The organism is Paenibacillus sp. MER TA 81-3, assembly GCF_023713585.1.
In the GTDB taxonomy this organism is placed as follows: Bacteria; Bacillota; Bacilli; order Paenibacillales; family Paenibacillaceae; genus Paenibacillus_B; species Paenibacillus_B profundus.
Map to the genome: position 1 here is coordinate 203,391 of NZ_JAMAWB010000011.1, position 20,457 is coordinate 223,847.

The following is a 20,457-nucleotide window of genomic DNA, read 5'->3' on the forward strand; positions in this document are numbered from 1 at the left end:
TCCATTATACCGAAAATATCCCGGATATGTAGAAATCGTAAATTTTACTTGGATTCATACCAGTTTTCACCTGAATTCACGTCCGCTCGCAGCGGTACGGCAAGCTGTAATGCTTGCTCCATTACTTCCGGCACGAGCTTCGTCATCGTATCAAGTTCATCAGGCGGCACTTCGAACACCAATTCATCGTGTACCTGCAGGAGCATTCGGCTCTGCAAGCCCTGTTCCCGCAGGCGCTCATCCATTTGCACCATCGCAAGCTTAATAATATCTGCTGCGGTACCTTGAATTGGCGTGTTCATCGCGGTGCGTTCGGCGAACGAACGCAGATTGTAATTCGACGCCGTGATATCTTTCAAATACCTTCTCCGTTCAAGCAGCGTCTTCACGTAACCGTCCTGACGCGCTTGTACGACGATATCGTCCATATATTGTCTTACGCCTTGGAAGACGGCAAAGTACTGCTCGATAAACCTTGCGGCATCCTTGCGCGTAATATTCAAGTTCTGAGAGAGCCCATAATCGCTAATACCATATACAATCCCGAAGTTGACCGCCTTCGCTTGACGGCGCATGTTGGCGTCCACCTCATCCGGGCTTACGCCGAACACGTCCATCGCTGTCTTCGTATGGATATCCATATTATGAAGAAACGCTTCCTTCAACTTCTCATCACCCGATATATGGGCTAGAACGCGGAGCTCTATCTGGGAATAGTCGGCAGCAACAATATGCCAGCCCTGTTCCGATGGTACGAAGGCTTGACGAATCTTGCGTCCTTCCTCCAACCGAATCGGAATGTTCTGCAAGTTCGGGTATTGACTGCTTAAGCGGCCTGTAGCCGCAATGGTCTGACGGAAATACGTATGGACCTTGCCTGTCTCCTTGCGCACTTCCTTCAGCAGACCTTCAATATAAGTCGATTGCAGCTTCGCCATCTGGCGGTAATGCAAAATGAGCGGAATGATGTCGTGATACGGTTCTAGCTTTTCCAACACTTCCGCATCGGTCGAATATCCGGTCTTCGTCTTCTTCATGACTGGAAGTCCGAGCTTGTCGAACAGAATTTCACCCAACTGCTTCGGTGAACCGATGTTGAATTCGGTGCCAGCCAACACGTAAATGCGCTTCATCGTCGTTTCAATCTGCTCGCTGAACTGCTCGCCCAGCTGCTGCAAGCTCTCAATCTTCACTTTAATACCTGTCTTCTCCATCTGAGCCAGCACTTTAGATAGAGGCAATTCCAGCTTGTAATAGAGGCGGTCCATCTCCTGCTCGTGCAGCGTCTTCTCCATAAGCGGCTTTAACCGACGCACGAGCGCTCCCTTGCGCGCGCTATGCTCGGCCACTTGCTGAAGCTCGGGCACACGGAACTTGGCCCCTTTTCCATATACATCCTCATCGCTTGGGCTTGCGGGCAAGCCGTTCTTCTCTGCCACCGCCTGCAATGTAGCCGTCGCATCGTCCGGATTCAGCACATAAGAAGCTAACTGCACGTCAAAGCCTGATCCCGCAAACGGTATGCCTGTCCAGTGCAGCACAAGCTCGGCGTAGTGCATGTCATATCCGTTCTTCAACTTGCTCCCGTCACCCAGCCACTCGCGTATCGGTCCGGCCTCTTCGCTTAGCAGCTGCTCCTTAGTCAGGAACCAGCTTCCTTCCTCATAGGCAATCAGCATGCCGATAAGCTCCGCCTGATGCGGATTGTCGCCGTGAGATTCCACGATGAACGTATCTGCCGCATCCAGCGCTTGCTTCAATTCATCCCAGTTGTCGTCTACCAGGCGAACATTCAGCTTCTCAGCTGACAGTGAATCATCGGCAACAGCAGGCTCGGCAACTGAAGAGCCATCCACCATGCCGATCTTCTCAATACGCTCGATGATCGATTTGAACTCAAGCTTCTTCAACGCTGGAATGGCGGTATCTCCCTTCAAGCCCGAAAAAGCCATCTCTTCCCATTCTTTATCCAAAGGCACTTCCCGAAAGATCGTCGCCAGCTTCTTGCTGAGGCGCGCATCCTCGGCATGGTTCGTAATGTTCTCCTTCATCTTGCCTTTCAGCTCATCAACATGCTCAAGCACGCTTTCCACACTGCCGAATTGATGCAGCAGCTTCAGCGCCGTCTTCTCACCAACCCCAGGGACACCCGGAATGTTGTCGGACGTATCGCCCATCAGGCCTTTCATATCGATAATTTGCAGCGGCGCAAGCCCATACTTCTCCTCTATGGCTGCTGGAGTGTACTTCTCAATCTCTGTCACGCCTTTTCTCGTCAGCAGAACGGTGACATGCTCAGAAGCCAACTGCAGCATATCCTTATCGCCCGTTACGACAGACATGGATTGCCCCGATTCATCCGCTTGACGCGTCAGCGTGCCGATAATATCGTCCGCTTCATATCCTTTAAGTTCAAAATGGGAAATACCCATTGCGGTCAACAACTCTTTCAATAGAGGAAATTGCTCGGACAGCTCAGATGGTGTCTTCTCGCGTCCGCCTTTATAGTCTTGGTAGTCGCCGTGGCGGAACGTCTCCTTGCCTGCATCGAATGCAACGAGCATATGCGTCGGACGTTCTTCTTCCAATATGCGAAGCAGCATCGTAGTAAAGCCGTACACGGCATTCGTATGTAAACCTTGCGAATTCGTCAGTGGGGGCATTGCAAAAAAAGCTCGATAAATAATGCTGTTACCGTCGATAACGATCCATTTTTCCATGATACAAAGCACCTCAATCCATTCTCTTGCTAACATGATAGCATAGCCTGGACCAGAAAAGGAAATCAGTCTCGCCCTAGACGACAACAACCGATCGGGTCTTTCTCCGATCGGTTGCAATGATTAATTATTCAGATCAGGACGCTCGTTCGTAACCAGATAGACAACCGCTTCACCGATGTTCGTCGCGTGGTCTGCAATCCGTTCGATATACCTCCCTACGAACGTAAGCAGCATCGCTTGGGAAGCGTTCTGCGGGTTCTCTACAACATAACTTAACAGCTCGCGGAAAATTTGGCTGTACAGCTGATCAACCTGGTCGTCTTCCTTCGCCATTTTATAAGCTAGATTCACATCTTCCCGCACATAGGATTGAATGGAGTCCGTTATCATCTGCTGCACGATTCCCGCCATACGCGGCAAATCGATAAGCGGTTTGATTAGCGTCTGTCCATCCATGCGCAGCACCACCTTCGCCACGTCGATAGACAAGTCGCCCATCCGCTCCAGGTCATTTGAAATGCGGAAGGCGACGAGGATGCGGCGCAAATCTTTCGCAACCGGCTGCTGTGTCAATATGAGTCTTGAACCGAGGTCGATAATTTTCTCCTCGAGTTGGTTCAATTCCACATCTTCAGATATGATATGCTTGGCGCGTACTGCATCCATCGTCTTCAAGGACTCAATTGACTCGGATAAGGCTCGTTCGACACGCTGCCCCATCTCTTCTAGCAGCCTGCTGAGCTCATTCAAAGCCAAGTCAAATTCCTTGCGCTTAATCATGCTTCATCCACTCTCCCTTTTCATGCGTGTTCAAACATGACCCTTTTCGATGCTAAGTGACATCTAGAGATGCTTCGTAATCAAAAGGGGAATTTTTGAACTGCCTCCTTTTTATCCGAAACGTCCCGTAATGTAGTCCTCCGTGCGCTTGTCGCTCGGATTGGAGAACAGGGTTTCCGTATTATCGAATTCCACCACTTCACCGTTTAAGAAAAATACCGTCTGGTCCGACACGCGCGCAGCTTGGTGCATATTGTGCGTAACCATGACAATCGTGTAACGATGCTTCAATTCTTGAACAAGCTCTTCGATTTTAAGTGTAGATATCGGATCGAGCGCGGATGTGGCTTCATCCATCAGCAGGATATCAGGGTTCACCGCCAGGGCGCGCGCAATGCAGAGGCGCTGCTGCTGACCGCCAGATAGGCTGAACGCCGAGCGCTTCAAGTAATCCTTCACTTCGTCCCACAGCACCGCCTGCTTTAAGCTTTGCTCCACAATTTCATCCAGCTGCGATTTGCTGCGGGTGCCATGCAGACGCGGGCCGTAGGCAATATTATCGTAAATCGACTTCGGGAACGGATTCGGCTGCTGGAACACCATGCCGACCTTCTTGCGCAATGTTTCTACGTCCACTTCATTGCTGTATATGTTCGTACCGGCAATTTCAACCTTGCCCTCAATGCGCGTGCCGATGATCATATCATTCATGCGGTTCAGCGTGCGCAGAAGCGTTGATTTACCGCAGCCGGAAGGGCCAATGAACGCCGTCACCGCTTTTTCCGGAATCGTCATCGACACTTTCTTCAAAGCATGGTAAGTACCGTAGTAGAGGTCTAAGTCACGAATGTCGATTAATGTTTTTAAGGCAGTCGCTGTGCTCATGGGATCGTCTCCTTACACGTTTTTCTGATATTTGTTGCGCAGCATCACCGCAGAGATGTTCATGATGATAAGCAGTGCCAACAGAACGATAATGCCCGCAGCCGCCAATTCGTGGAAGGCCAATTGCGGTCTCGATACCCAGTTGAAAATTTGAATCGGCATGACCGTGAACTGATCCATAATGCTCTCCGGAAGGAAAGCGACAAACGTGAGGGCGCCTATCATGACAAGCGGCGCGGTCTCGCCGATAGCCCGCGACAGCGCCAGAATGACACCGGTCAAAATACTTGAGATCGCAGAAGGCAGCACTGATCGCGATACTGTCTGCCATTTCGTGGCGCCAAGCGCGAAGGATGCGTCTCTGCGCGCTTTCGGCACGGCTCGAATCGCCTCTTGGGCGGATACGATAATAATCGGCAGCACGAGCAGCGTCATCGTCAGCGCACCGGACAACAAGCTGCGCTCCAGAGCCAGCCCGCGCACGAAGATCGTCAATCCGAGAATTCCGTACACAATTGAGGGCACGCCGGCCAATGTGCTGATATTTAATTGGATCAAGCGCGTGAACGCACTCTTCTTCGCATATTCCTCCAGATAGATCGCCGCTCCTACGCCGAGTATGAAGGAGATGGGAGCCATAATGAGCACCATATAAATGGAACCGACAATGGCCGATTTCATCCCTGCTTTGGCAGCCATCCGCGACGGGTAATTCGTGAACAGCTCCAGATTGAGACGTGATAAGCCGTCCATCATAATTTGAATGAGCAAGGCCATCAAAGCGATAATACCGATGGATGTTGCTATGAGAAATAAAATATGAAGCGTCATATCGACTTTACGGCGATTGCTGATTTGTTTACGGTTAGCATCTTGTAAAATACTCATTTGTTTAGTACTCCTCCCTGAACCGTCTTGCGACCCACTGAGCGACAATATTCAGCAAGAACGTAATGACAAAGAGCGTCATCCCGACGGCGAAGATCGTACCGTACTCTATCGAGCCGTGCGGCGTATCACCCATGCTGACCTGAACGATGTATGCCGTCATCGTCTGAATGCTCTCAAGCGGGTTCAACGTCAGCTGCGGTGTAGCCCCGGCTGCAACCGTCACAATCATTGTCTCTCCGATGGCACGGGAGAAGGCCAATACGGCGGAGGACACGATGCCGGAAAACGCAGCCGGAACGACAATTTTGAGCGCTACTTCAAAGCGCGTCGCACCTAGTGCGTACGCGCCATGACGCAAGCTCCGCGGCACCGCCATCATCGCATCCTCGGACAGCGACGACACCATCGGAATGATCATAATCCCAACGACAAGCCCCGCACTCAATGCGTTGAACACGCCCACATCTGGGAAGATGCTCTTAATTAACGGCGTGACGAACGACAAGGCGAAGTATCCGTACACAATCGTCGGAATACCGGCCAGCACCTCAAGCACCGGCTTGACGATTTTGCGAACGCGTGTCGGCGCATATTCGCTTAAATAAATCGCACTCGCAAGGCCGATTGGAATAGCAACGAGGCAGGCGATGACCGTCACCATCAGAGTACCGCCCAACAGAGGCAATATACCGAACGATTTCGGTTCAATAAGCGGGCTCCATTTCGTGCCGAACAGAAATTCTGATATATTTACAGTTTTAAAGAAAGAGAATGTTTCAGAAAAGAGTGTGTATACGATCCCGATCGTGGTCAGTACCGACAGGGCTGCGCACATAAACAGCACAATCGGAACGATTTTGTCCGATATATGCGCTCTTTTGTTTTTGAAGGACATCGTTGTCTCTTGTTGCGGGAGATTACCCTGCATCGTCTTAACCTCTCTTTACTTCTTTTACAATTCGTTAACATTATCTTCGTGAAAATGTGATGTCCCAAACCTTCCGTATGGAGAGACATCACATTTGCTGCAGGTTGTATGATGCTAGTCTTACGTGCATTCACATACATTTAGACGAATCTAATTATTTTAACTTGCTCAATTGCTCGTCATATTTTTCTTGTGGAAGTGCTACATAGCCGACTTCTTTGGCGATGCTGCCGACATTTTGCAAGTAATATTCAACGAATGATTTCACTTCTGCCTTCTCCATGTGCTTCTTGTTCACATAGATGAGCAATGGACGGGACAATGGCGAATAGCTGCCGTCTTTAATCGTGTCTTGGGAAGGCGCTACTGTAGCAGTGCCGTTGTCAACCGGGATGAGCTTCAGCTTGTCTTGGTTCTCTTCGAAGTAGGAATATCCGAAATATCCGATAGAGTTCTTGTCGCCTGCGACTCCTTGTACAATGGCGTTCGTGTCTGCGCTGAACGTCACTTGCTTGTCATTGCGGCTTTCTTGCGCTTTGCCATTGATTTCTTCGGTGAAGTAGTCAAATGTTCCGTGGTTGGCATCTGGCGAGTAAATTTTAATTTCTTCATTAGGCCAGCCTGCACGCACGTCCGCCCACGTCTTCACTTTAGAATTCGGTTCGTAAATTTTCTTCAATTCATCGATTGTAATTTTGTCGACCCAATCGTTGTCTTTATTGACGACAATCGACAAACCATCGTAGGCAACCATCAATTCCAAGTACTCAATGCCTTTTTCCTTCGCAGAAGCTGCTTCTTTCTCCTTAATCGGACGGGAAGCGTTGCTGATAGCCGTTTCACCATTAATGAAGCGTTTGAAGCCGCCGCCGGTGCCCGACGTTCCTACCGATACGCGTACTTCGCCATGCTCTTTGCCGAATTCCTCAGCCATTGCTTCCGTAATCGGATATACTGTGCTGGAACCGTCTATATCAATCGTTCCGGACAACTTCTCAGGGCTTGCCGTTTCCGATGTCGAACCGTTCGTCGTGTTTTCTGTTGCTGTGTTTCCAGAGTTAGCGCTCGTATCTTCTTTTTTGCCTCCGCATGCCGCCAGCACTACGGTTAACGCTGCAACAAGCGTTAGCAGCATGATTTGTTTTCCCCATTTTTTCAAGTGTATCCACTCCTTTTGATTGGTTCGCTTTTTTAATCATTTCGTTTTTTCATTTTCGTCTTACACTTTGTATCTTAAAGCTTGTTTGTTAAGCCTGTTTTTGTATTTTGTAAACGCAGTGTAAAATATTTATGGACGGTCTGACATTGTCGTTAATTGTCTGTGCGCATCATGTGCGGTATCTAACATGCGCATCGCATAAGCATCCGCTTGCTCCAACCTGTGGCGGTTGTCCACGATCGCCCGGGACAGCTGCTCAAATTGCTTGACTGCGGTCGTAAGGCCCGATAAGGTCGTCTGCACTTCCTTATTCGTATGCTCGCTTGCTTGAATCGTTAGATTTAAAGCGTCTGTCATCTGATTGAGCGTAGCTTCAATTTGTCCGGTTGCTGACTTGGTGAGCGCAGCCAGCTTCCGCACTTCTGACGCCACCACTTGAAATCCTCTGCCGTGCTCACCGGCACGGGCCGCTTCTATAGAATCATTTAACGCGAGCATTTTATCGGCTTCTCATAGAACAATGCCGGCGAGAAGCGATTGCTCATAAATTCATGGAATCGTTCCCGCATGACGATGCCAATCGGCTGCTTCCTATCGTTCCCTACTATGAGACACAGAAGAAATGGATCGCTGCGAAATCGATGTTCCGCTTCTTCAATCGTCGTGCCCGCTTGAATAATGGGTGCTTGTCGTATGAGGTCATCATATTCGTTTGTTACGAGCCGCTGTTGCGGTTCCTCTTGAGTTCGCTGGGTCGTACCAACCTTCGTTATCATGAAGCTTCACCCCTACTATAGTCCTGAATTCCGCCCTAAGTCCCAATGTAGCACGGGATTGTAAATGTTCTGTTTTGTAAAAGTTAAGATATTGTAAATCATCTCTGTTTGTGAAATAACGAGCTTTATTTTACATTTATTGTGCGAATATGGTTCACTTTCTGGCGCTTATCCCGGTTGCCATTGGCTCTTCCGCATCGGCGTTCTTCATTACTACCGTTAACGCATTCATGAATGCGCCGCGCGGATTCGATATGGTAGAAGGTCAAATGACAAATATCCAACCGCTGCTCGCCATGTTCAACCCGGCTATGCCGACGAAGGTCAGCCACGTGCTCGTCACGGCATACGTCACGTCCGCCTTTCTGCTAGCGGCGATTGCAGCGATTGCGATGCTCCGCGGCCGCAATCATACGTACTACAAGAAGGCGTTGCGTCTGACGATGACTTCGGCGCTTGTCTTTGCGCTTGCTTCCGCCCTTATTGGGGATTTGTCCGGAAAATATTTGCATGAATATCAGCCCGAGAAGCTCGCGGCGGCCGAATGGCACTTTGAGACGACAGATAAAGCATCGCTCATTCTCGGCGGCATTTTAACAGAAGAGAATGAAGTCAAATTTGCAATCAAAATTCCATTTGCGCTCAGCATTCTGGCCGGAAGCACACCGGATACGGTTGTGAAAGGCTTGAAGGAAGTTCCGCCAGACGAGCTTCCGCCGCTGCGGCCAACGCATTATTTCTTTGATTCCATAGTGTTCATTGGTATCTATTTGACGCTTGTCGCACTCTGGTACGTCATATGGCAACGCCGGAAGCGCAAGACAGGCAAGCCGATTAGCCGTATGCTGCTCTGGGCCATCGTCATTGGCGCGCCGCTGGCGGTTATGGCTATCGAATCCGGTTGGATATTCGCGGAGATCGGCCGTCAGCCATGGATTTTATGGAAGGTCATGACGGTAGCCGAAGGCGCGACGACATCGAACCACGTCGATACGATGCTATGGCTGTTCGCCTTGCTCTATGCCGTACTTACCCTGACCGCGATTAGAGTCCTGATCCGGATGTTCAAGGAAATCCTGCAGAAGAGGAAATTGCTGCGCTCGGGATTGAAGGAGGCACGAAGATATGAGTTACGAACTGCTAGGAATTACGGTGCTTTGGATATTTCTGTTCGGCTATCTCATCGTGGCGTCGATTGATTTCGGCGCTGGATTTTTCAGCTATGTAAGCTCCATTACAGGCAAGCGCCATATTATCAACAATGTCATCGAACGCTATTTGTCTCCGGTCTGGGAAGTGACGAACGTCTTTCTCATCTTCTTCTATGTCGGACTGGTCGGATTTTTCCCGGATGCCGCTTATTACTACGGTACGGCACTGCTTGTCCCGGGAAGCTTGGCGACAATACTGCTGGCGATTCGCGGTTCTTATTATGCGTTCAGCACATACGGCTTCAAGAACAACCGTGTCTATATGTTCTTGTACGGTGTCAGCGGCTGGCTCATCCCCGCGGCATTGTCGACGGTGCTGGCCGTCTCGGAAGGCGGATATATTACGGAACAGGGAGGCTACATCACATTCGCCTTCGGGAAACTGTTTACGAACATTTATCCGTATTCCGTTATCCTGCTTGCCCTCGTGAGCGTGTTGTACATTTCAGCTATGTTCTTGACATACTACGCTGCGAAAGCAGAGGACAGCGCAGCGCTCGAAGTCGTGCGCAAATATGCCTTATTCTGGTCTACACCGACGATTCTGGCTAGCTTGTTCGTATTCTATGCGATTCGAGGACATAACTTAGATCACTTTAACAACATGGTGTCGAATGCATGGATGTTCATTCTGTCGTTCTTGTTCTTCCTCATTGCAGTCTTCTGCGTCTGGAAACGCCGCAATTATGGCTGGGCGTTCGCTTGCGTCGTTCTGCAGTTCGGATTCGCCTGGTTCGGTTACGGAAAAGCCCATCTGCCATATGTGCTTTATCCGTACGTCAACATCCACGACAGCATTACGAATCCTTCGATGGCGACCGCGCAAATCGTCGTATTCATTTTGGGCTTGCTTATACTGATACCGTCATTGTTCTTGCTGCTTCGCTTGTTCCTGTTCGATGCGAACTATGTGAAAGGCAACAATATCAAGCTTAAAGGAGGATTAGGCAATGGAGAATTTTCTTATTTACTACGCCCCGCTGATCATCGTGGCCTTGTCCATCGGATTCGTATTCTGGTGGGGCGCCCGCGTTAAGACGGATGAGGGGTAAACAGGCTAGCGCATTGGCCCGTGCGTGCGCCTTTTGCAACGAAGACTGACTTTATAACGGCAACAGCCCTCGCGAAGAGAATTCGCTGAGGGCTGTATTTTTATGAGGATTCTATAGCTCCTGTTCAAGCGTTGCTTGCTGCCGCAAATGATGGCGGAGGTGCATTTCAATCAGCTGAAACCATTCCAGCGCGTTTAAATAACCGAGCCTTGGATGCTTGACTTTCCGATTCCCGGGAATCTCATGCAGCTTCGCCGCCCACGATTGTGCCTGCTCCCACACCTTTTCCAAGCCTTGTGCCAGCTGTTCCTTGCTCTCCGGCTGAGACGGCGTATATTGCGGTGAATCCGGAACTTTGATTTTGATTGGCGGAAAAGAGCCCTTTTGAAAAATTCGCTGCCCGTCTTCGCTCTTTCCTTCTGCCGTATCCGTTGATTCTGCTTCGGCGCACTTGGCAATCGCGCCGATCTGCATGAACATAGCCGATTGAATCAGGTGATTGTACATTTGTCCGAGCGACCACTGATCATCGTTTGCCTTATAACGCAGCTGCTCGATCGTATATGGATCAAGTCCATTCCGATACTGTTCTACGAGCGCTCCGATGTTTTCTAATCCTTCAAGCGATTGCCGATTTTCTGCCATGACTATATCCCTCTTTCTGTTGGTTATACATACATCATAAAAGATAGCTCCTGACAACCTTATGTCAGGAGCGCGGAAGTCATGTATACTTTTTGGAGCGCGGCAATTTCCTCCTCGATTCGCTGGACCAAAGACGCTGGTTCCAGCACCTTCGCACGATGCCCCCAGCCAAGAATCCAGCTTAGCACCTCATCCTCGCGACGGACAAGCAAGGTCACGAGAAGCCGCTCTGCCTGCTCTACATACGAATCGATATAGAAATATCGAGAAGCCAACACCTGTGGCGCAATATCAAGCGTGAAACAAACCCGAACTTGAACGGTTCGATCATTCTCCTTCTTATACGCTGTCAGAGAAAAGTTCGGATCTCGCAGAAACTTCTCTTCCGTCGGCAGCAAAGCTCCGATGCGGTCGAGACGAAAATGACGCATATCCTGCCGAAGCTCGCAATACGCAACGAGCACCCATCCGCCTCCAACATATATAAGTCCATACGGATGAATCTTTCTGCGGGTCGACGACAAGTCGCCGTCGCGGCCGCTGCGCTTCCCATGGTAATCGATTTGCAGCACGCGATTCTCCTGGACGCCTTCACGAATCATTCCGAAGAGGCGCGTATCCGCCTCTATATCTTGACCGTGCAATGCCGAAGACTCTGCGTAAGGGGCAGGCAAAATCCGTACCTGTTGACGCAGCTCATCCACCTGATCTCGCTGACTGCTGCTCAGCAACGCCTCGATTTTGCGATGAGCCGTGCGAGCATGCTCCTTCCATGGAGAATAGAAAATCGATTCCACCAGTTCCCCGCCGCAAAGCAATAGAATTGCTTCCTCGGGCAGCAACGACACTGGCGGCAGAAAGTAGCCTTCCATTAAAGAGTAGCCTTGTCCCGGCACCGCGCAAATCGGAACCCCTGCTTCCGACAGCGCCAGCATGTCCCGATATACCGTTCTTACACTAATTTCAAACTGTTCCGCTAAATCCTCTGCTCGGCACAGCTTCCTGCTGCGAAGTTCGAGAAGCATAGCGAGCAACCGATCCGTCCGATTCATCGCATCACCTTTTTACATCTGATATAACCTTATGATAACCTGAATCACCTTATGGCTCCAGCTTGTACATCCACTATGGTTCGCGCACTGCGGCACTAATACGCCCTTTCACTCGTGCTGCGTTGCATTCTGGCTGACGGTGATTCGCTTCACTCGCCCCTTTGCTTCGTTCTCCCCTTCCATCAGAAGACGGCACACCAAGGACGATTCTGGCTCACTGCTGTTATAGTCGGCCGCTTCATGGCAGGGTTTCTATACGAAACGGCATGTATCATTTCTTCCGTCGTTACCATTCCTGACTATGCGGGAGAATGGACATAAGGGCCATTGCACAAAGGTCCGTTAACAATATTCTCGTTTTAAAAAAGAGGGCAGCCATTCTGAATGAAGGGGAGAGTGAGGCAAGAGATATTACAGGCATATTTGCTCCAGGGAAGGGACAAGGGGCAGCTCCAAGACCAGAGACGTATTCTCCCCATGATCTAATAGAAGTAAAAAAGCTCCTTCGCGAGAAGGAGCCTGTTATTATAATCCGAATCTATGGATGTGGCACTTACACCGTCTGCTTCTTCTGGACAACCAGCTTGTAGCCAACTCCGCGTATCGAATCAATCTGCACAGATTGCTGATTCATCTCCAGCTTCTTACGCAGAGAACTGACATGCACATCCACCGTTCGCTGCCCGCCAATATAGTCAAATCCCCACACAGCATTCATCAAATCATCCCGTGTGATAACCGTCCCTGGACGCTGGACGAGATAGAGCAACACTTCAAATTCTTTCGGACGCAATGGAATTAGATCACGGTGCAGCGTCACCTCGTATTTCTCCGGATAGATGCGTAAATCGCCAAGCACGATTACTTTATCATCGCCCTCTTCATCCATCGCATTGGCCGGAGCATCGTTAGATGTGCGGCGGAGCACAGCTCCAACACGTGCAAGCAGCTCGGCCACTCCGAACGGCTTCGTAATGTAGTCATCCGCTCCGTACTTGAGTCCTTGCACTACTTCTTCCTCTGCATTGCGCGCGGTCAAAATAATGACCGGTGTCCGAACCCCTGCCTGTCTTGCCTTAGACAATACTTCAAAGCCATTCATGCCAGGAAGCATGATGTCCAGTATAATAAGATCGAATTTGCGGTGAAGGGCCATTTGCAGTCCTTGGGTACCATGGTCAACCACAGTCGTCTCATAGCCTTCTAATGTTAAGTTGTACGACAGCAGCCGTGCAAGTGTTGGTTCATCTTCAACAACTAATACTTTAAGCTCAGACATAACTATTCCTCCGAAAGTCGATTCACTTCATCGTTCTCGTCTTTCTTCATCGTATCTCAACATTATCCTAACATATTTTTAACGATGTCGACCAGTTTTTTTGAAACCAGCTGCAAACAACATGAAAACACCTGTATTCTCTTTCATGCCGTATACACGCCTCACCTGACTAACTCATTGCATTGGATGGCGGCAGCATATCCTGTAGTACCGGAAGTTCAATGGTAAACGTCGTGCCTACACCCAATTCACTTACCACGGAAATGGCCCCATGATGGGACTCAACTAAGTGCTTCACAATGGACAACCCCAATCCCGTCCCGCCTGAACTGCGGGAGCGCGCTTTGTCCACCCGATAGAACCGTTCGAAGATGCGTGGCACATCTTTTTTAGGTATTCCGATTCCCGTATCCGCAATCGTGATTTGGATGCGTTCCGCCTCCCCCTGCTCGTTATGATGGACAGACGCTGCGGTTACCTTGACGTGCCCGCCTTCCGGGGTATAGTTAATCGCATTGGACAGCAGATTGAGCACGATCTGGCGGAAGCGATCTTCATCAGCTTCTACGTATAAGTCTTGCTCTGCTTGCAGGTGAATATCAATCCGTTTCTTCTCCGCTTCCTTCTGCAGCATCTCCACTGTCTGCTCCAAGAAGCTGTCGACATGCACCGGCGAGAACTGCAGCGGCACCCGCTTCGATTCGATTTTGGATAATTCAAGAATATCTCCGATAAGACGGTTTAACCGTTCGCTCTCATCATGAATGATTTGTAAGAAGGTTTTTGCAATTTCCGGATCGTTCATTGCCCCGTTCATCAGCGTTTCCGCAAAGCCTTTTACTGCTGCTATCGGTGTCTTCAATTCATGCGATACGTTGGCGACGAACTCGCTTCGCATTCGCTCCAAGCGACGAATTTCGGATACGTCCTGCATGACAAGAAGAATACCTGCCCATTCGCTATCAGTGAAATAGATAGGCACGACACTGACATCGAGCAGCCGCTCCTCCGGATAGTAAATCGTAATTTCATCATGCCACAAAAGCTTTCGTTCCAATACTTCGGCTGTCATATGCAGCAGCTCGTGCGGAGCGTGCACGTCCTGGAACGATCGACCAAGCCATTCAATGCTCTTCACGCCGAGAATATGCTCCGCTTTCCGGTTCAACAGGGCGACTTGACCTTCCGCATCAATCATGACGATGCCGTTGATCATATGCTCCATCACCGTTTGCAGCCGGCTTTCCTTTTCACGAATTTGCGTCATCTGAATTTGGAGGCTGTCTGCCATCGCATTGATGGCCGATCCAAGCTGGCCTATCTCGTCTTTGCCGACAGCTTGGGCTCGAGCTTTATAATCCATATGGGCGAAACGAAGGGCGACACGCGTCATATTCTCAATCGGACGCGTCAAATTATAAGCGATACGGTAGCTGACGAGCACGGCGACCACAAATAATGCAGCCAGTCCGAGCGCCAAATAAGCCCACAGTTCACGTACGCTCACCTCTACATCCTCAAGGCTCATCGCCAGCCGAATATAGCCTTCGAAATTGGGAGTGTGCACCGGACTCGCCACATATAGCATGTTCTGCTTCAGTGTGTCACTGTAGCGTATATTTGAGCCTAAGCCTTCTTGGTGAGCAGCGGCAATCTCCTCGCGGGCAAGATGGTTATCCATGTTGGCTGCGTTATGATCCGAATCTCCCACGACCGTTCCGTCCGCCAGTATAAAGGTGACACGGGCAGCAGCGCTTTCGTGCAGCTTACGGGCCCAACTGCTGTAATATTCAACCATGTCGGTTGCATCGTTTCCGCGCTGCCATACAAGCGTCTGTTCAATGAGCTTGATTTCCCGGGACATATTTTGCTCCAACTGCCGGATATGGCTTTCTTTAAAGGAAGACGCCATATAAATGCCCGCCGTCAATACAGAAATGCCGATTAGCAGCACAAAAATAAGGGTCAAACGCGTGCGAAAGCGTGACATGATCATCTCTCCACTCCATCTGTCTAAGTTTCTTATCTACGTATTCATCGTACTTATCGCGCTTCGGTTTGGCTAGATGGTAGTATATTAAGCTTTTGTAAAAACCGTTAAAACAATGATGGGTTGGCGAAATTCTCCCGCAATGTCTCGCCTCCCGCAGCCGAGTCCCATCACGAACGTAACGAGCCCGAACAGTCAGGGAATGAGCCAGATAGAGGAAATCAGCATTTCATTAAAAAGAACCCCCAGCATCAGACTGCCGGGGACAAGAATAAACATATAACGTTCGAACCAATCATTTATTTGTAATCCAAGCGGAGGCTTGCCACTCATATGAATACAGGCTCCTTCAATTGAGCCAGCTTCTCGAACGAGTCGCGATCGACGTCCGCATGCAGGCTGTTGCCGTGCGCATCCATCGTTACGATCGCTGCGAAGCCTTCGACCTGCAAATGCCACATTGCTTCCGGAATACCAAATTCGATGAAGTCCACACTATTTACCTTCTTGATGCATTCCGCGTAATATTGAGCTGCACCGCCAATCGCATTCAAATATACCGCGCCGTGTTCACCGAGCGCCGCCAACGTCTTAGCGCCCATGCCGCCCTTGCCGATGACTGCGCGGATGCCGAACTTCTTGATGATATCGCCTTGATAAGGCTCCTCCCGGATGCTAGTCGTCGGTCCAGCCGCTTTTACATGCCAGCCTTCTTCATCCTTCAGCATGACTGGACCGCAGTGATAAATGACCGCGCCGTTCAAGTCCACCGGAGCCTCATGATCCATTAAGTGCTTGTGCAGCGCGTCGCGGCCGGTATGCATCTCGCCGTTAATAATTACGACGTCACCGACTCGGAGCGAACGAATCGCCTCTTCCGTGATTGGCGTTGTCAGCACGATTTGCCGGCTTTCATTGCCTGTGTCAGCTGCCTTGGCTTGTCCGTTCGCAGCTGTAGCAGCCGACTCTTGCATTTCTACTTCCGTGCCGCGCTCATACACCCATTCTTGAATCTCGCCGGTCGTGCTGTCGATGAGGACGCCTTGACGGCGGAATGCCCAGCAGTTATATGCTACTGATACGAAAAAGCTGGCCGGCAGCCGGTTCATGACGCCAATCTTGCAGCCCAGCAGCGTTACTTCACCGCCGAAGCCCATCGTTCCAATGCCGAGCTGATTCGCTTTATCCATCACATAATCTTCCAGATTATGCAATTCTGAAATCGGGTTCGTATCCTCAACCTTGCGGAACAGCTGCTGCTTCGCCAATTCGTAGCCAGTCGTGCGGTCGCCGCCGATGCCGACGCCGATAAACCCGGCGCTGCAGCCTTGGCCTTGCGCTTGATATACCGCATGCATGATGCATTTGCGGATGCCGTCCAAGTCGCGCCCGGCTTTGCCCAGCCCCTCCAGCTCCGCTGGAAGGCTATATTGGATATTTTTATTTTCGCAGCCGCCGCCCTTTAAGACGAGCCGCACCTCAATCATATCTTTGTCCCATTGCTCGAAATGGATGACCGGCGTTCCCGGTCCCAGGTTATCCCCGCTGTTCGACCCTGTAAGCGAATCTACCGAATTCGTGCGCAGCTTGCCCTCCTTCGTCGCGCGGCTAATCGCCTCGCGGATTTGCTCCTTCATCACGAGTTGGTTCGCACCGACTGGCGTATGCACGATAAAGGTCGGCATGCCCGTATCTTGGCAGATAGGCGACACGTTGTTTTCCGCCATCTTAATGTTGCGCGCAATCGTGCTTAGCGACAGACCCGAACGGGTTGCGGCATCTTCGCGTTCCTGCGCCCGTGCAATGGCCCGGCGAACATCCCCTGGCAGGTTCGTCGAAGTCTCTACAATCAGCTCATACACACTCTGTAAAAACGATTTCATAATTAGACGTAGCTCCTCTCATCGCATGTCATGTCCCGGAAAACGATTGATCATGATGCGAAGTCTAGTTGCGGCGGGAACGAGGCAATGCACGTATCATTTATCTATGACGACAATCACATCTCAATAGTAATATAATAACATAAGAGTACAATTTCTTCGAAGCATTTTCCAATCAGAGCGACCTTCGGCCCCCTTTGGAAACACTATTTATATTAGGTTGTTCATGCACTTAATGAAAGGATGGAACTCAAATGCATCAATCAGACAACCAATCCGCACTGTCCCATCACTTTTTTGCTTATATGTACCGGTTGAAGCATATCGAACGGTGGAGCCTAATGCGCAATACGAATAAAGAAAACGTCGCCGAGCATTCCTTTCATGTCGCGATGACGACACATATGCTCTGCACGATAGCCAATGAAGTGTTCCACAAAGAAATCGATACGGGCAAAGCCGTTACGTATGCGTTGTTTCATGATGCAACAGAAGTGTTCACTGGGGATATTCCAACGCCAGTGAAACATCATAATGCCCGCATTTTGTCGAACTTCCGCGAGATCGAGCAGTTGGCAGCCGAACGGCTTATCCGCATGATTCCTGAGGAGCTGCAATCCGTCTATGCCCCGCTCATCGATCCGAAGTCTGAACTGGAGAAGGAAGTTCGGTTATATGTCAAAGCGGCCGACTTATTGGATGCGTATTTCAAATGCGGCAGCGAACTGGCTGCCGGCAATCGCGAATTTGAGGTAGCAAAACATCAGACGGAGGAAAAGTTGAAGCAATTAGGTCTGCCCGAGATCGATTATGTGCTGGAGAAGCTGGCGCCGAGCTTCGATATGACGCTCGATGAAATGTCTCTTATGGACTAATGCTGCACACGCTTGTCCTTCTGCAGCTGTATCATTTGGGTTTCTCGAATCAAGTCTGATAAAATAAAGGCAGCATCATAAACGAAGACAATTGCCTAGGTTAAAGAGTCATCACGAAAAGGAGAGTGCTATGCCCATCTTCAACGTCACACTGGTCCACCGAATTTTTCGCGCTGCATGGGTCACCATCGTACTTGCAGCCGCCATTGCGCTATTCTATTACGGATTTCCTATCATCTATCCGTTCCTTGTCGCATGGTTACTCGCTTACATGATGAATCCAGTCGTACGCTTTCTGGAACGTCGCTGGAAGTTTCCGCGTTGGCTCGCCGTCACTGCTTCATTGCTGCTGTTTGCGGCCATCATTGCGTTCGCGGTATTTGTGTTCGCTACAAAAATCATCGCAGAATCCTGGCATATTATGGGTATTGTGCAAGAACAAATTGTAGAATGGAAAGATCTATTAATCGATTATTATCAATCCGCGGATTTTCAAAATTTATTACTGGAGTTAAATAACACGCTAAGCTCGGTCGATATCCAATCCTCGTTATCCAAATATACGAGTACAATTGCTGGTGCAGGGACGACAATCGTCGCCTATTTATTTATGTTTTTGAAATCCACCATCTTGTTTCTGCCGAAGTTCGCTGTTATTACCGTTATCATCATGGTCGCAACATTCCTTATCAGCAAGCAATGGAATCAGATTGCAGCACGGGGCGCTGCAATCATCCCTGAGCAAGTACACACCTCATTTGGCGTCGTCGCGCGCGATTTGCAGAACGCTATCTTTGGCTACATAAAGGGACATATTATTCTGTCAACGATTACCGCGATCGTGTTCTTTATCGGACTGCTCATCCTGGGCGTTCCATATGCATTCACCATTGCCATCATCGGCGGCATCGTCGATCTTATTCCACTGATCGGCATTCCGGCCATCATCGTTCCTTGGGCGGTATTCGCTTATTTTGAAGGGGATATTTTCTTGGGTACGGGGCTCTTAATATTGTGGCCGGTCATTCTCGTCACGCGGCATGCGTTCGAACCGAAAGTATACGGCTCCAGCATCGGATTGAATCCGCTCATGCTGCTTATCTTTCTGTTTGCGGGGTTGAAGCTGTTCGGCGTCATCGGTATTTTCGTCGGCATCATCGCGCTCGTCGTGCTGACCGCGCTTCAAAAGGCGAACGTATTTCGTGACGTATGGCGTTATGTCATGACAGGTAAATTTCAAAGTGAGTGAGTAACCAATGAGCTGATCTCGTGCAATTAAATTGCATAAGATCAGCCCATCTTATTTATGGGTTATTTAAAATAGGAAGCCGAGGATGTCCCATACCCAGCGGTTGCTGTCAACTTGTCCCTCACCGCAATCGATGACGTCCACGTGATGCTCCGCTTTTTCACGTAGCGTATCGATAATCCGATCTGGAACAGAGGGCACCTTCTTCCTCAACTGCTCCAATAGTGGAATGGCCATCGCATGTCCGACAATTTCGGCGGCTAACGAGTCTCTACTAATATGGAGTTCTCTGCGTTCTCTAAGCCAGTGTTCCTCCAACACGCGATCCGCTATCACTTTCCCCGCTTCCATCAGACTGCCGAACGATTGCAGCAAATCCATAAGCTCTTCATTATTTACAATGCGGACAACCTGAGGCTCAGTCACTAACAACACGTTGCGGTTATGGATGTTGATCGTAACATGAGACATGAGAGCACCATTCCTTTACATATTGTACTTGCGACAAGTCAGCGACTGGTATGGCTCCGCATCCCTTGAAGCGGCTCGATACAATCATGTACCGGAACGGCTGATCTGCTGGCTGGAGCGTCTGCTTAACTGGCTTATGTCTTTATTGTACAAGGTCGGCGCTCTCGCAACCATTCAACTCTCTTACAGTATCGAGCCGTAAGCTTACACTATCGCAAGCATTCGGCGTAATAACCGGTAACGTAGCCGCGAAACATACAGGCTGCTGGAGACAGGTAACGCTGATCTGCCCATGCAAGCTGAATGGAGCGCAGACATACCGGCTCTTCAATAGACAGCATACCCATTTTCAATCGTTGGATTTGGCATTGCCTTGTATCATTATTTTGGTCAAAAGATTGCCTCTATAGGGAAACTTCTACCCTGTAGCGTCTATTCCTCAGAAGTCCACGTATTCTGGTTCGGTTAGTGCGGGAACCAGCTATATAAGTTGAATTATTGAATCACTTAGAATCTTACACAAAGACGATCGATGATGGACAAGGGATATTTCATGATCTCGTCCATAAACTGCTGAACATTTTTGCGGATTTCGGCGACTGTGTGAT

The 20,457-nt window shown here is 49.7% G+C and carries 21 protein-coding genes and 2 pseudogenes; 7 read left to right on the forward strand and 16 right to left on the reverse strand.

Annotated elements, in window-relative coordinates:
• Window positions 1–44 precede the first annotated feature (44 nt).
• The 8 genes from polA to M3650_RS18125 form a co-directional block, all read right to left on the reverse strand.
• Window positions 45–2,720, reverse strand: a complete 2,676-nt coding sequence (gene polA / locus M3650_RS18090; RefSeq protein WP_251576792.1) for a DNA polymerase I — start codon at window positions 2,718–2,720, stop codon at window positions 45–47.
• Window positions 2,721–2,843: 123 nt separating this feature from the next.
• Entirely contained in the window at window positions 2,844–3,503 is a 660-nt protein-coding gene (gene phoU / locus M3650_RS18095; protein ID WP_251576793.1) for a phosphate signaling complex protein PhoU, read from the reverse strand.
• 111 nt (window positions 3,504–3,614) lie between these two features.
• Window positions 3,615–4,388, reverse strand: a complete 774-nt coding sequence (pstB, locus tag M3650_RS18100; protein WP_251576794.1) for a phosphate ABC transporter ATP-binding protein PstB — start codon at window positions 4,386–4,388, stop codon at window positions 3,615–3,617.
• A gap of 12 nt (window positions 4,389–4,400) precedes the next feature.
• A complete protein-coding gene (pstA, locus tag M3650_RS18105) occupies window positions 4,401–5,276 on the reverse strand; it encodes a phosphate ABC transporter permease PstA (protein WP_019422815.1) in 876 nt (291 codons plus the stop codon).
• Window positions 5,277–5,280: 4 nt separating this feature from the next.
• Window positions 5,281–6,207 carry a phosphate ABC transporter permease subunit PstC gene (gene pstC / locus M3650_RS18110; RefSeq protein ID WP_233697840.1) on the reverse strand — a complete coding sequence of 309 codons (927 nt, stop codon included), beginning with the start codon at window positions 6,205–6,207 and terminating at the stop codon, window positions 5,281–5,283.
• A 154-nt stretch (window positions 6,208–6,361) separates the two neighbouring features.
• Window positions 6,362–7,366, reverse strand: coding sequence for a PstS family phosphate ABC transporter substrate-binding protein (locus tag M3650_RS18115; protein WP_233697839.1), 1,005 nt, complete (start codon window positions 7,364–7,366; stop codon window positions 6,362–6,364).
• 129 nt (window positions 7,367–7,495) lie between these two features.
• Entirely contained in the window at window positions 7,496–7,864 is a 369-nt protein-coding gene (locus tag M3650_RS18120) for a methyl-accepting chemotaxis protein (protein WP_285848523.1), read from the reverse strand.
• Window positions 7,852–8,142: a CBS domain-containing protein gene (locus M3650_RS18125; RefSeq protein ID WP_251576795.1), complete on the reverse strand. Its 291-nt coding sequence runs from the start codon at window positions 8,140–8,142 to the stop codon at window positions 7,852–7,854. Before M3650_RS18125 ends, M3650_RS18120 begins: the two co-directional genes overlap by 13 nt.
• Window positions 8,143–8,297: 155 nt before the next feature.
• On the opposite strand from M3650_RS18125, the pseudogene M3650_RS18130 reads away from it, so the two are divergent.
• The 3 genes and pseudogenes from M3650_RS18130 to cydS all read left to right on the forward strand — a co-directional run.
• Window positions 8,298–9,271, forward strand: a pseudogene (locus tag M3650_RS18130) (cytochrome ubiquinol oxidase subunit I); the annotation flags it as partial.
• Window positions 9,268–10,272, forward strand: a pseudogene (locus M3650_RS18135) (cytochrome d ubiquinol oxidase subunit II); the annotation flags it as partial. The pseudogenes M3650_RS18130 and M3650_RS18135, both read left to right, overlap by 4 nt.
• A 31-nt stretch (window positions 10,273–10,303) precedes the next feature.
• Complete coding sequence (gene cydS / locus M3650_RS33165; protein ID WP_483311757.1) at window positions 10,304–10,405, forward strand: cytochrome bd oxidase small subunit CydS family protein; 102 nt, start codon at window positions 10,304–10,306, stop codon at window positions 10,403–10,405.
• A gap of 111 nt (window positions 10,406–10,516) precedes the next feature.
• Here cydS and M3650_RS18140 read toward each other — a convergent pair whose 3' ends face one another.
• Both M3650_RS18140 and M3650_RS18145 read right to left on the reverse strand, forming a co-directional pair.
• The gene (locus tag M3650_RS18140; protein WP_251576798.1) at window positions 10,517–11,050 is read right to left on the reverse strand and encodes a DinB family protein; all 534 of its coding nucleotides are present in this window, start codon (window positions 11,048–11,050) and stop codon (window positions 10,517–10,519) included.
• A gap of 59 nt (window positions 11,051–11,109) precedes the next feature.
• The gene (locus M3650_RS18145) at window positions 11,110–12,102 is read right to left on the reverse strand and encodes a helix-turn-helix transcriptional regulator (protein WP_233697835.1); all 993 of its coding nucleotides are present in this window, start codon (window positions 12,100–12,102) and stop codon (window positions 11,110–11,112) included.
• A 114-nt stretch (window positions 12,103–12,216) separates the two neighbouring features.
• Between M3650_RS18145 and M3650_RS18150 the strand changes: the two genes are divergently transcribed.
• Window positions 12,217–12,423: a hypothetical protein gene (locus M3650_RS18150; RefSeq protein WP_251576799.1), complete on the forward strand. Its 207-nt coding sequence runs from the start codon at window positions 12,217–12,219 to the stop codon at window positions 12,421–12,423.
• A gap of 232 nt (window positions 12,424–12,655) precedes the next feature.
• Here the strand turns inward: M3650_RS18150 and M3650_RS18155 are convergent, their stop codons facing one another.
• The 4 genes from M3650_RS18155 to M3650_RS18170 form a co-directional block, all read right to left on the reverse strand.
• Window positions 12,656–13,381 (reverse strand): response regulator transcription factor, encoded by a 726-nt coding sequence (locus M3650_RS18155; protein ID WP_019422804.1) that lies wholly within the window; start codon window positions 13,379–13,381, stop codon window positions 12,656–12,658.
• 169 nt (window positions 13,382–13,550) lie between these two features.
• Entirely contained in the window at window positions 13,551–15,371 is a 1,821-nt protein-coding gene (gene pnpS / locus M3650_RS18160) for a two-component system histidine kinase PnpS (RefSeq protein WP_251576800.1), read from the reverse strand.
• A 195-nt stretch (window positions 15,372–15,566) separates the two neighbouring features.
• On the reverse strand, window positions 15,567–15,704 hold the full coding sequence (locus M3650_RS18165) for a hypothetical protein (RefSeq protein WP_233697833.1): 138 nt from the start codon (window positions 15,702–15,704) through the stop codon (window positions 15,567–15,569).
• The gene (locus tag M3650_RS18170; protein ID WP_251576801.1) at window positions 15,701–17,254 is read right to left on the reverse strand and encodes a fumarate hydratase; all 1,554 of its coding nucleotides are present in this window, start codon (window positions 17,252–17,254) and stop codon (window positions 15,701–15,703) included. Before M3650_RS18170 ends, M3650_RS18165 begins: the two co-directional genes overlap by 4 nt.
• Before the next feature lie 254 nt (window positions 17,255–17,508).
• On the opposite strand from M3650_RS18170, the gene yfbR reads away from it, so the two are divergent.
• Together yfbR and ytvI are read left to right on the forward strand one after the other, a co-directional pair.
• Complete coding sequence (yfbR, locus tag M3650_RS18175; RefSeq protein WP_251576802.1) at window positions 17,509–18,129, forward strand: 5'-deoxynucleotidase; 621 nt, start codon at window positions 17,509–17,511, stop codon at window positions 18,127–18,129.
• Between the two features lie 130 nt (window positions 18,130–18,259).
• Window positions 18,260–19,378: a sporulation integral membrane protein YtvI gene (ytvI, locus tag M3650_RS18180; RefSeq protein WP_251576803.1), complete on the forward strand. Its 1,119-nt coding sequence runs from the start codon at window positions 18,260–18,262 to the stop codon at window positions 19,376–19,378.
• Between the two features lie 66 nt (window positions 19,379–19,444).
• Here ytvI and M3650_RS18185 read toward each other — a convergent pair whose 3' ends face one another.
• Window positions 19,445–19,849 (reverse strand): lyase family protein, encoded by a 405-nt coding sequence (locus M3650_RS18185; RefSeq protein ID WP_251576804.1) that lies wholly within the window; start codon window positions 19,847–19,849, stop codon window positions 19,445–19,447.
• On the opposite strand from M3650_RS18185, the gene M3650_RS18190 reads away from it, so the two are divergent.
• A complete protein-coding gene (locus M3650_RS18190; protein WP_251576805.1) occupies window positions 19,848–20,051 on the forward strand; it encodes a hypothetical protein in 204 nt (67 codons plus the stop codon). The two genes, M3650_RS18185 and M3650_RS18190, sit on opposite strands and share 2 nt — an antisense overlap.
• Before the next feature lie 7 nt (window positions 20,052–20,058).
• On the opposite strand, the gene M3650_RS18195 is transcribed toward M3650_RS18190, so the two are convergent.
• Window positions 20,059–20,202, reverse strand: coding sequence for a hypothetical protein (locus tag M3650_RS18195; RefSeq protein ID WP_251576806.1), 144 nt, complete (start codon window positions 20,200–20,202; stop codon window positions 20,059–20,061).
• Window positions 20,203–20,457 lie beyond the last annotated feature (255 nt).

Excerpts from the sequence above, each read along its gene's own strand:
- M3650_RS18120 (WP_285848523.1), bottom strand. The coding sequence starts at position 7,864 with ATGCTCGCGTTAAATGATTCTATAGAAGCGGCCCGTGCCGGTGAGCAC.
- M3650_RS18185 (WP_251576804.1), bottom strand. The coding sequence starts at position 19,849 with ATGTCTCATGTTACGATCAACATCCATAACCGCAACGTGTTGTTAGTG.
- ytvI (WP_251576803.1), top strand. The coding sequence starts at position 18,260 with ATGCCCATCTTCAACGTCACACTGGTCCACCGAATTTTTCGCGCTGCA.
- M3650_RS18125 (WP_251576795.1), bottom strand. The coding sequence starts at position 8,142 with ATGATAACGAAGGTTGGTACGACCCAGCGAACTCAAGAGGAACCGCAA.
- pstA (WP_019422815.1), bottom strand. The coding sequence starts at position 5,276 with ATGAGTATTTTACAAGATGCTAACCGTAAACAAATCAGCAATCGCCGT.
- cydS (WP_483311757.1), top strand. The coding sequence starts at position 10,304 with ATGGAGAATTTTCTTATTTACTACGCCCCGCTGATCATCGTGGCCTTG.
- M3650_RS18170 (WP_251576801.1), bottom strand. The coding sequence starts at position 17,254 with ATGAAATCGTTTTTACAGAGTGTGTATGAGCTGATTGTAGAGACTTCG.
- pstC (WP_233697840.1), bottom strand. The coding sequence starts at position 6,207 with ATGCAGGGTAATCTCCCGCAACAAGAGACAACGATGTCCTTCAAAAAC.
- M3650_RS18145 (WP_233697835.1), bottom strand. The coding sequence starts at position 12,102 with ATGAATCGGACGGATCGGTTGCTCGCTATGCTTCTCGAACTTCGCAGC.
- M3650_RS18155 (WP_019422804.1), bottom strand. The coding sequence starts at position 13,381 with ATGTCTGAGCTTAAAGTATTAGTTGTTGAAGATGAACCAACACTTGCA.
- yfbR (WP_251576802.1), top strand. The coding sequence starts at position 17,509 with ATGCATCAATCAGACAACCAATCCGCACTGTCCCATCACTTTTTTGCT.
- pstB (WP_251576794.1), bottom strand. The coding sequence starts at position 4,388 with ATGAGCACAGCGACTGCCTTAAAAACATTAATCGACATTCGTGACTTA.
- phoU (WP_251576793.1), bottom strand. The coding sequence starts at position 3,503 with ATGATTAAGCGCAAGGAATTTGACTTGGCTTTGAATGAGCTCAGCAGG.
- pnpS (WP_251576800.1), bottom strand. The coding sequence starts at position 15,371 with ATGTCACGCTTTCGCACGCGTTTGACCCTTATTTTTGTGCTGCTAATC.
- M3650_RS18190 (WP_251576805.1), top strand. The coding sequence starts at position 19,848 with ATGAGAGCACCATTCCTTTACATATTGTACTTGCGACAAGTCAGCGAC.
- M3650_RS18165 (WP_233697833.1), bottom strand. The coding sequence starts at position 15,704 with ATGAGTGGCAAGCCTCCGCTTGGATTACAAATAAATGATTGGTTCGAA.
- M3650_RS18140 (WP_251576798.1), bottom strand. The coding sequence starts at position 11,050 with ATGGCAGAAAATCGGCAATCGCTTGAAGGATTAGAAAACATCGGAGCG.
- polA (WP_251576792.1), bottom strand. The coding sequence starts at position 2,720 with ATGGAAAAATGGATCGTTATCGACGGTAACAGCATTATTTATCGAGCT.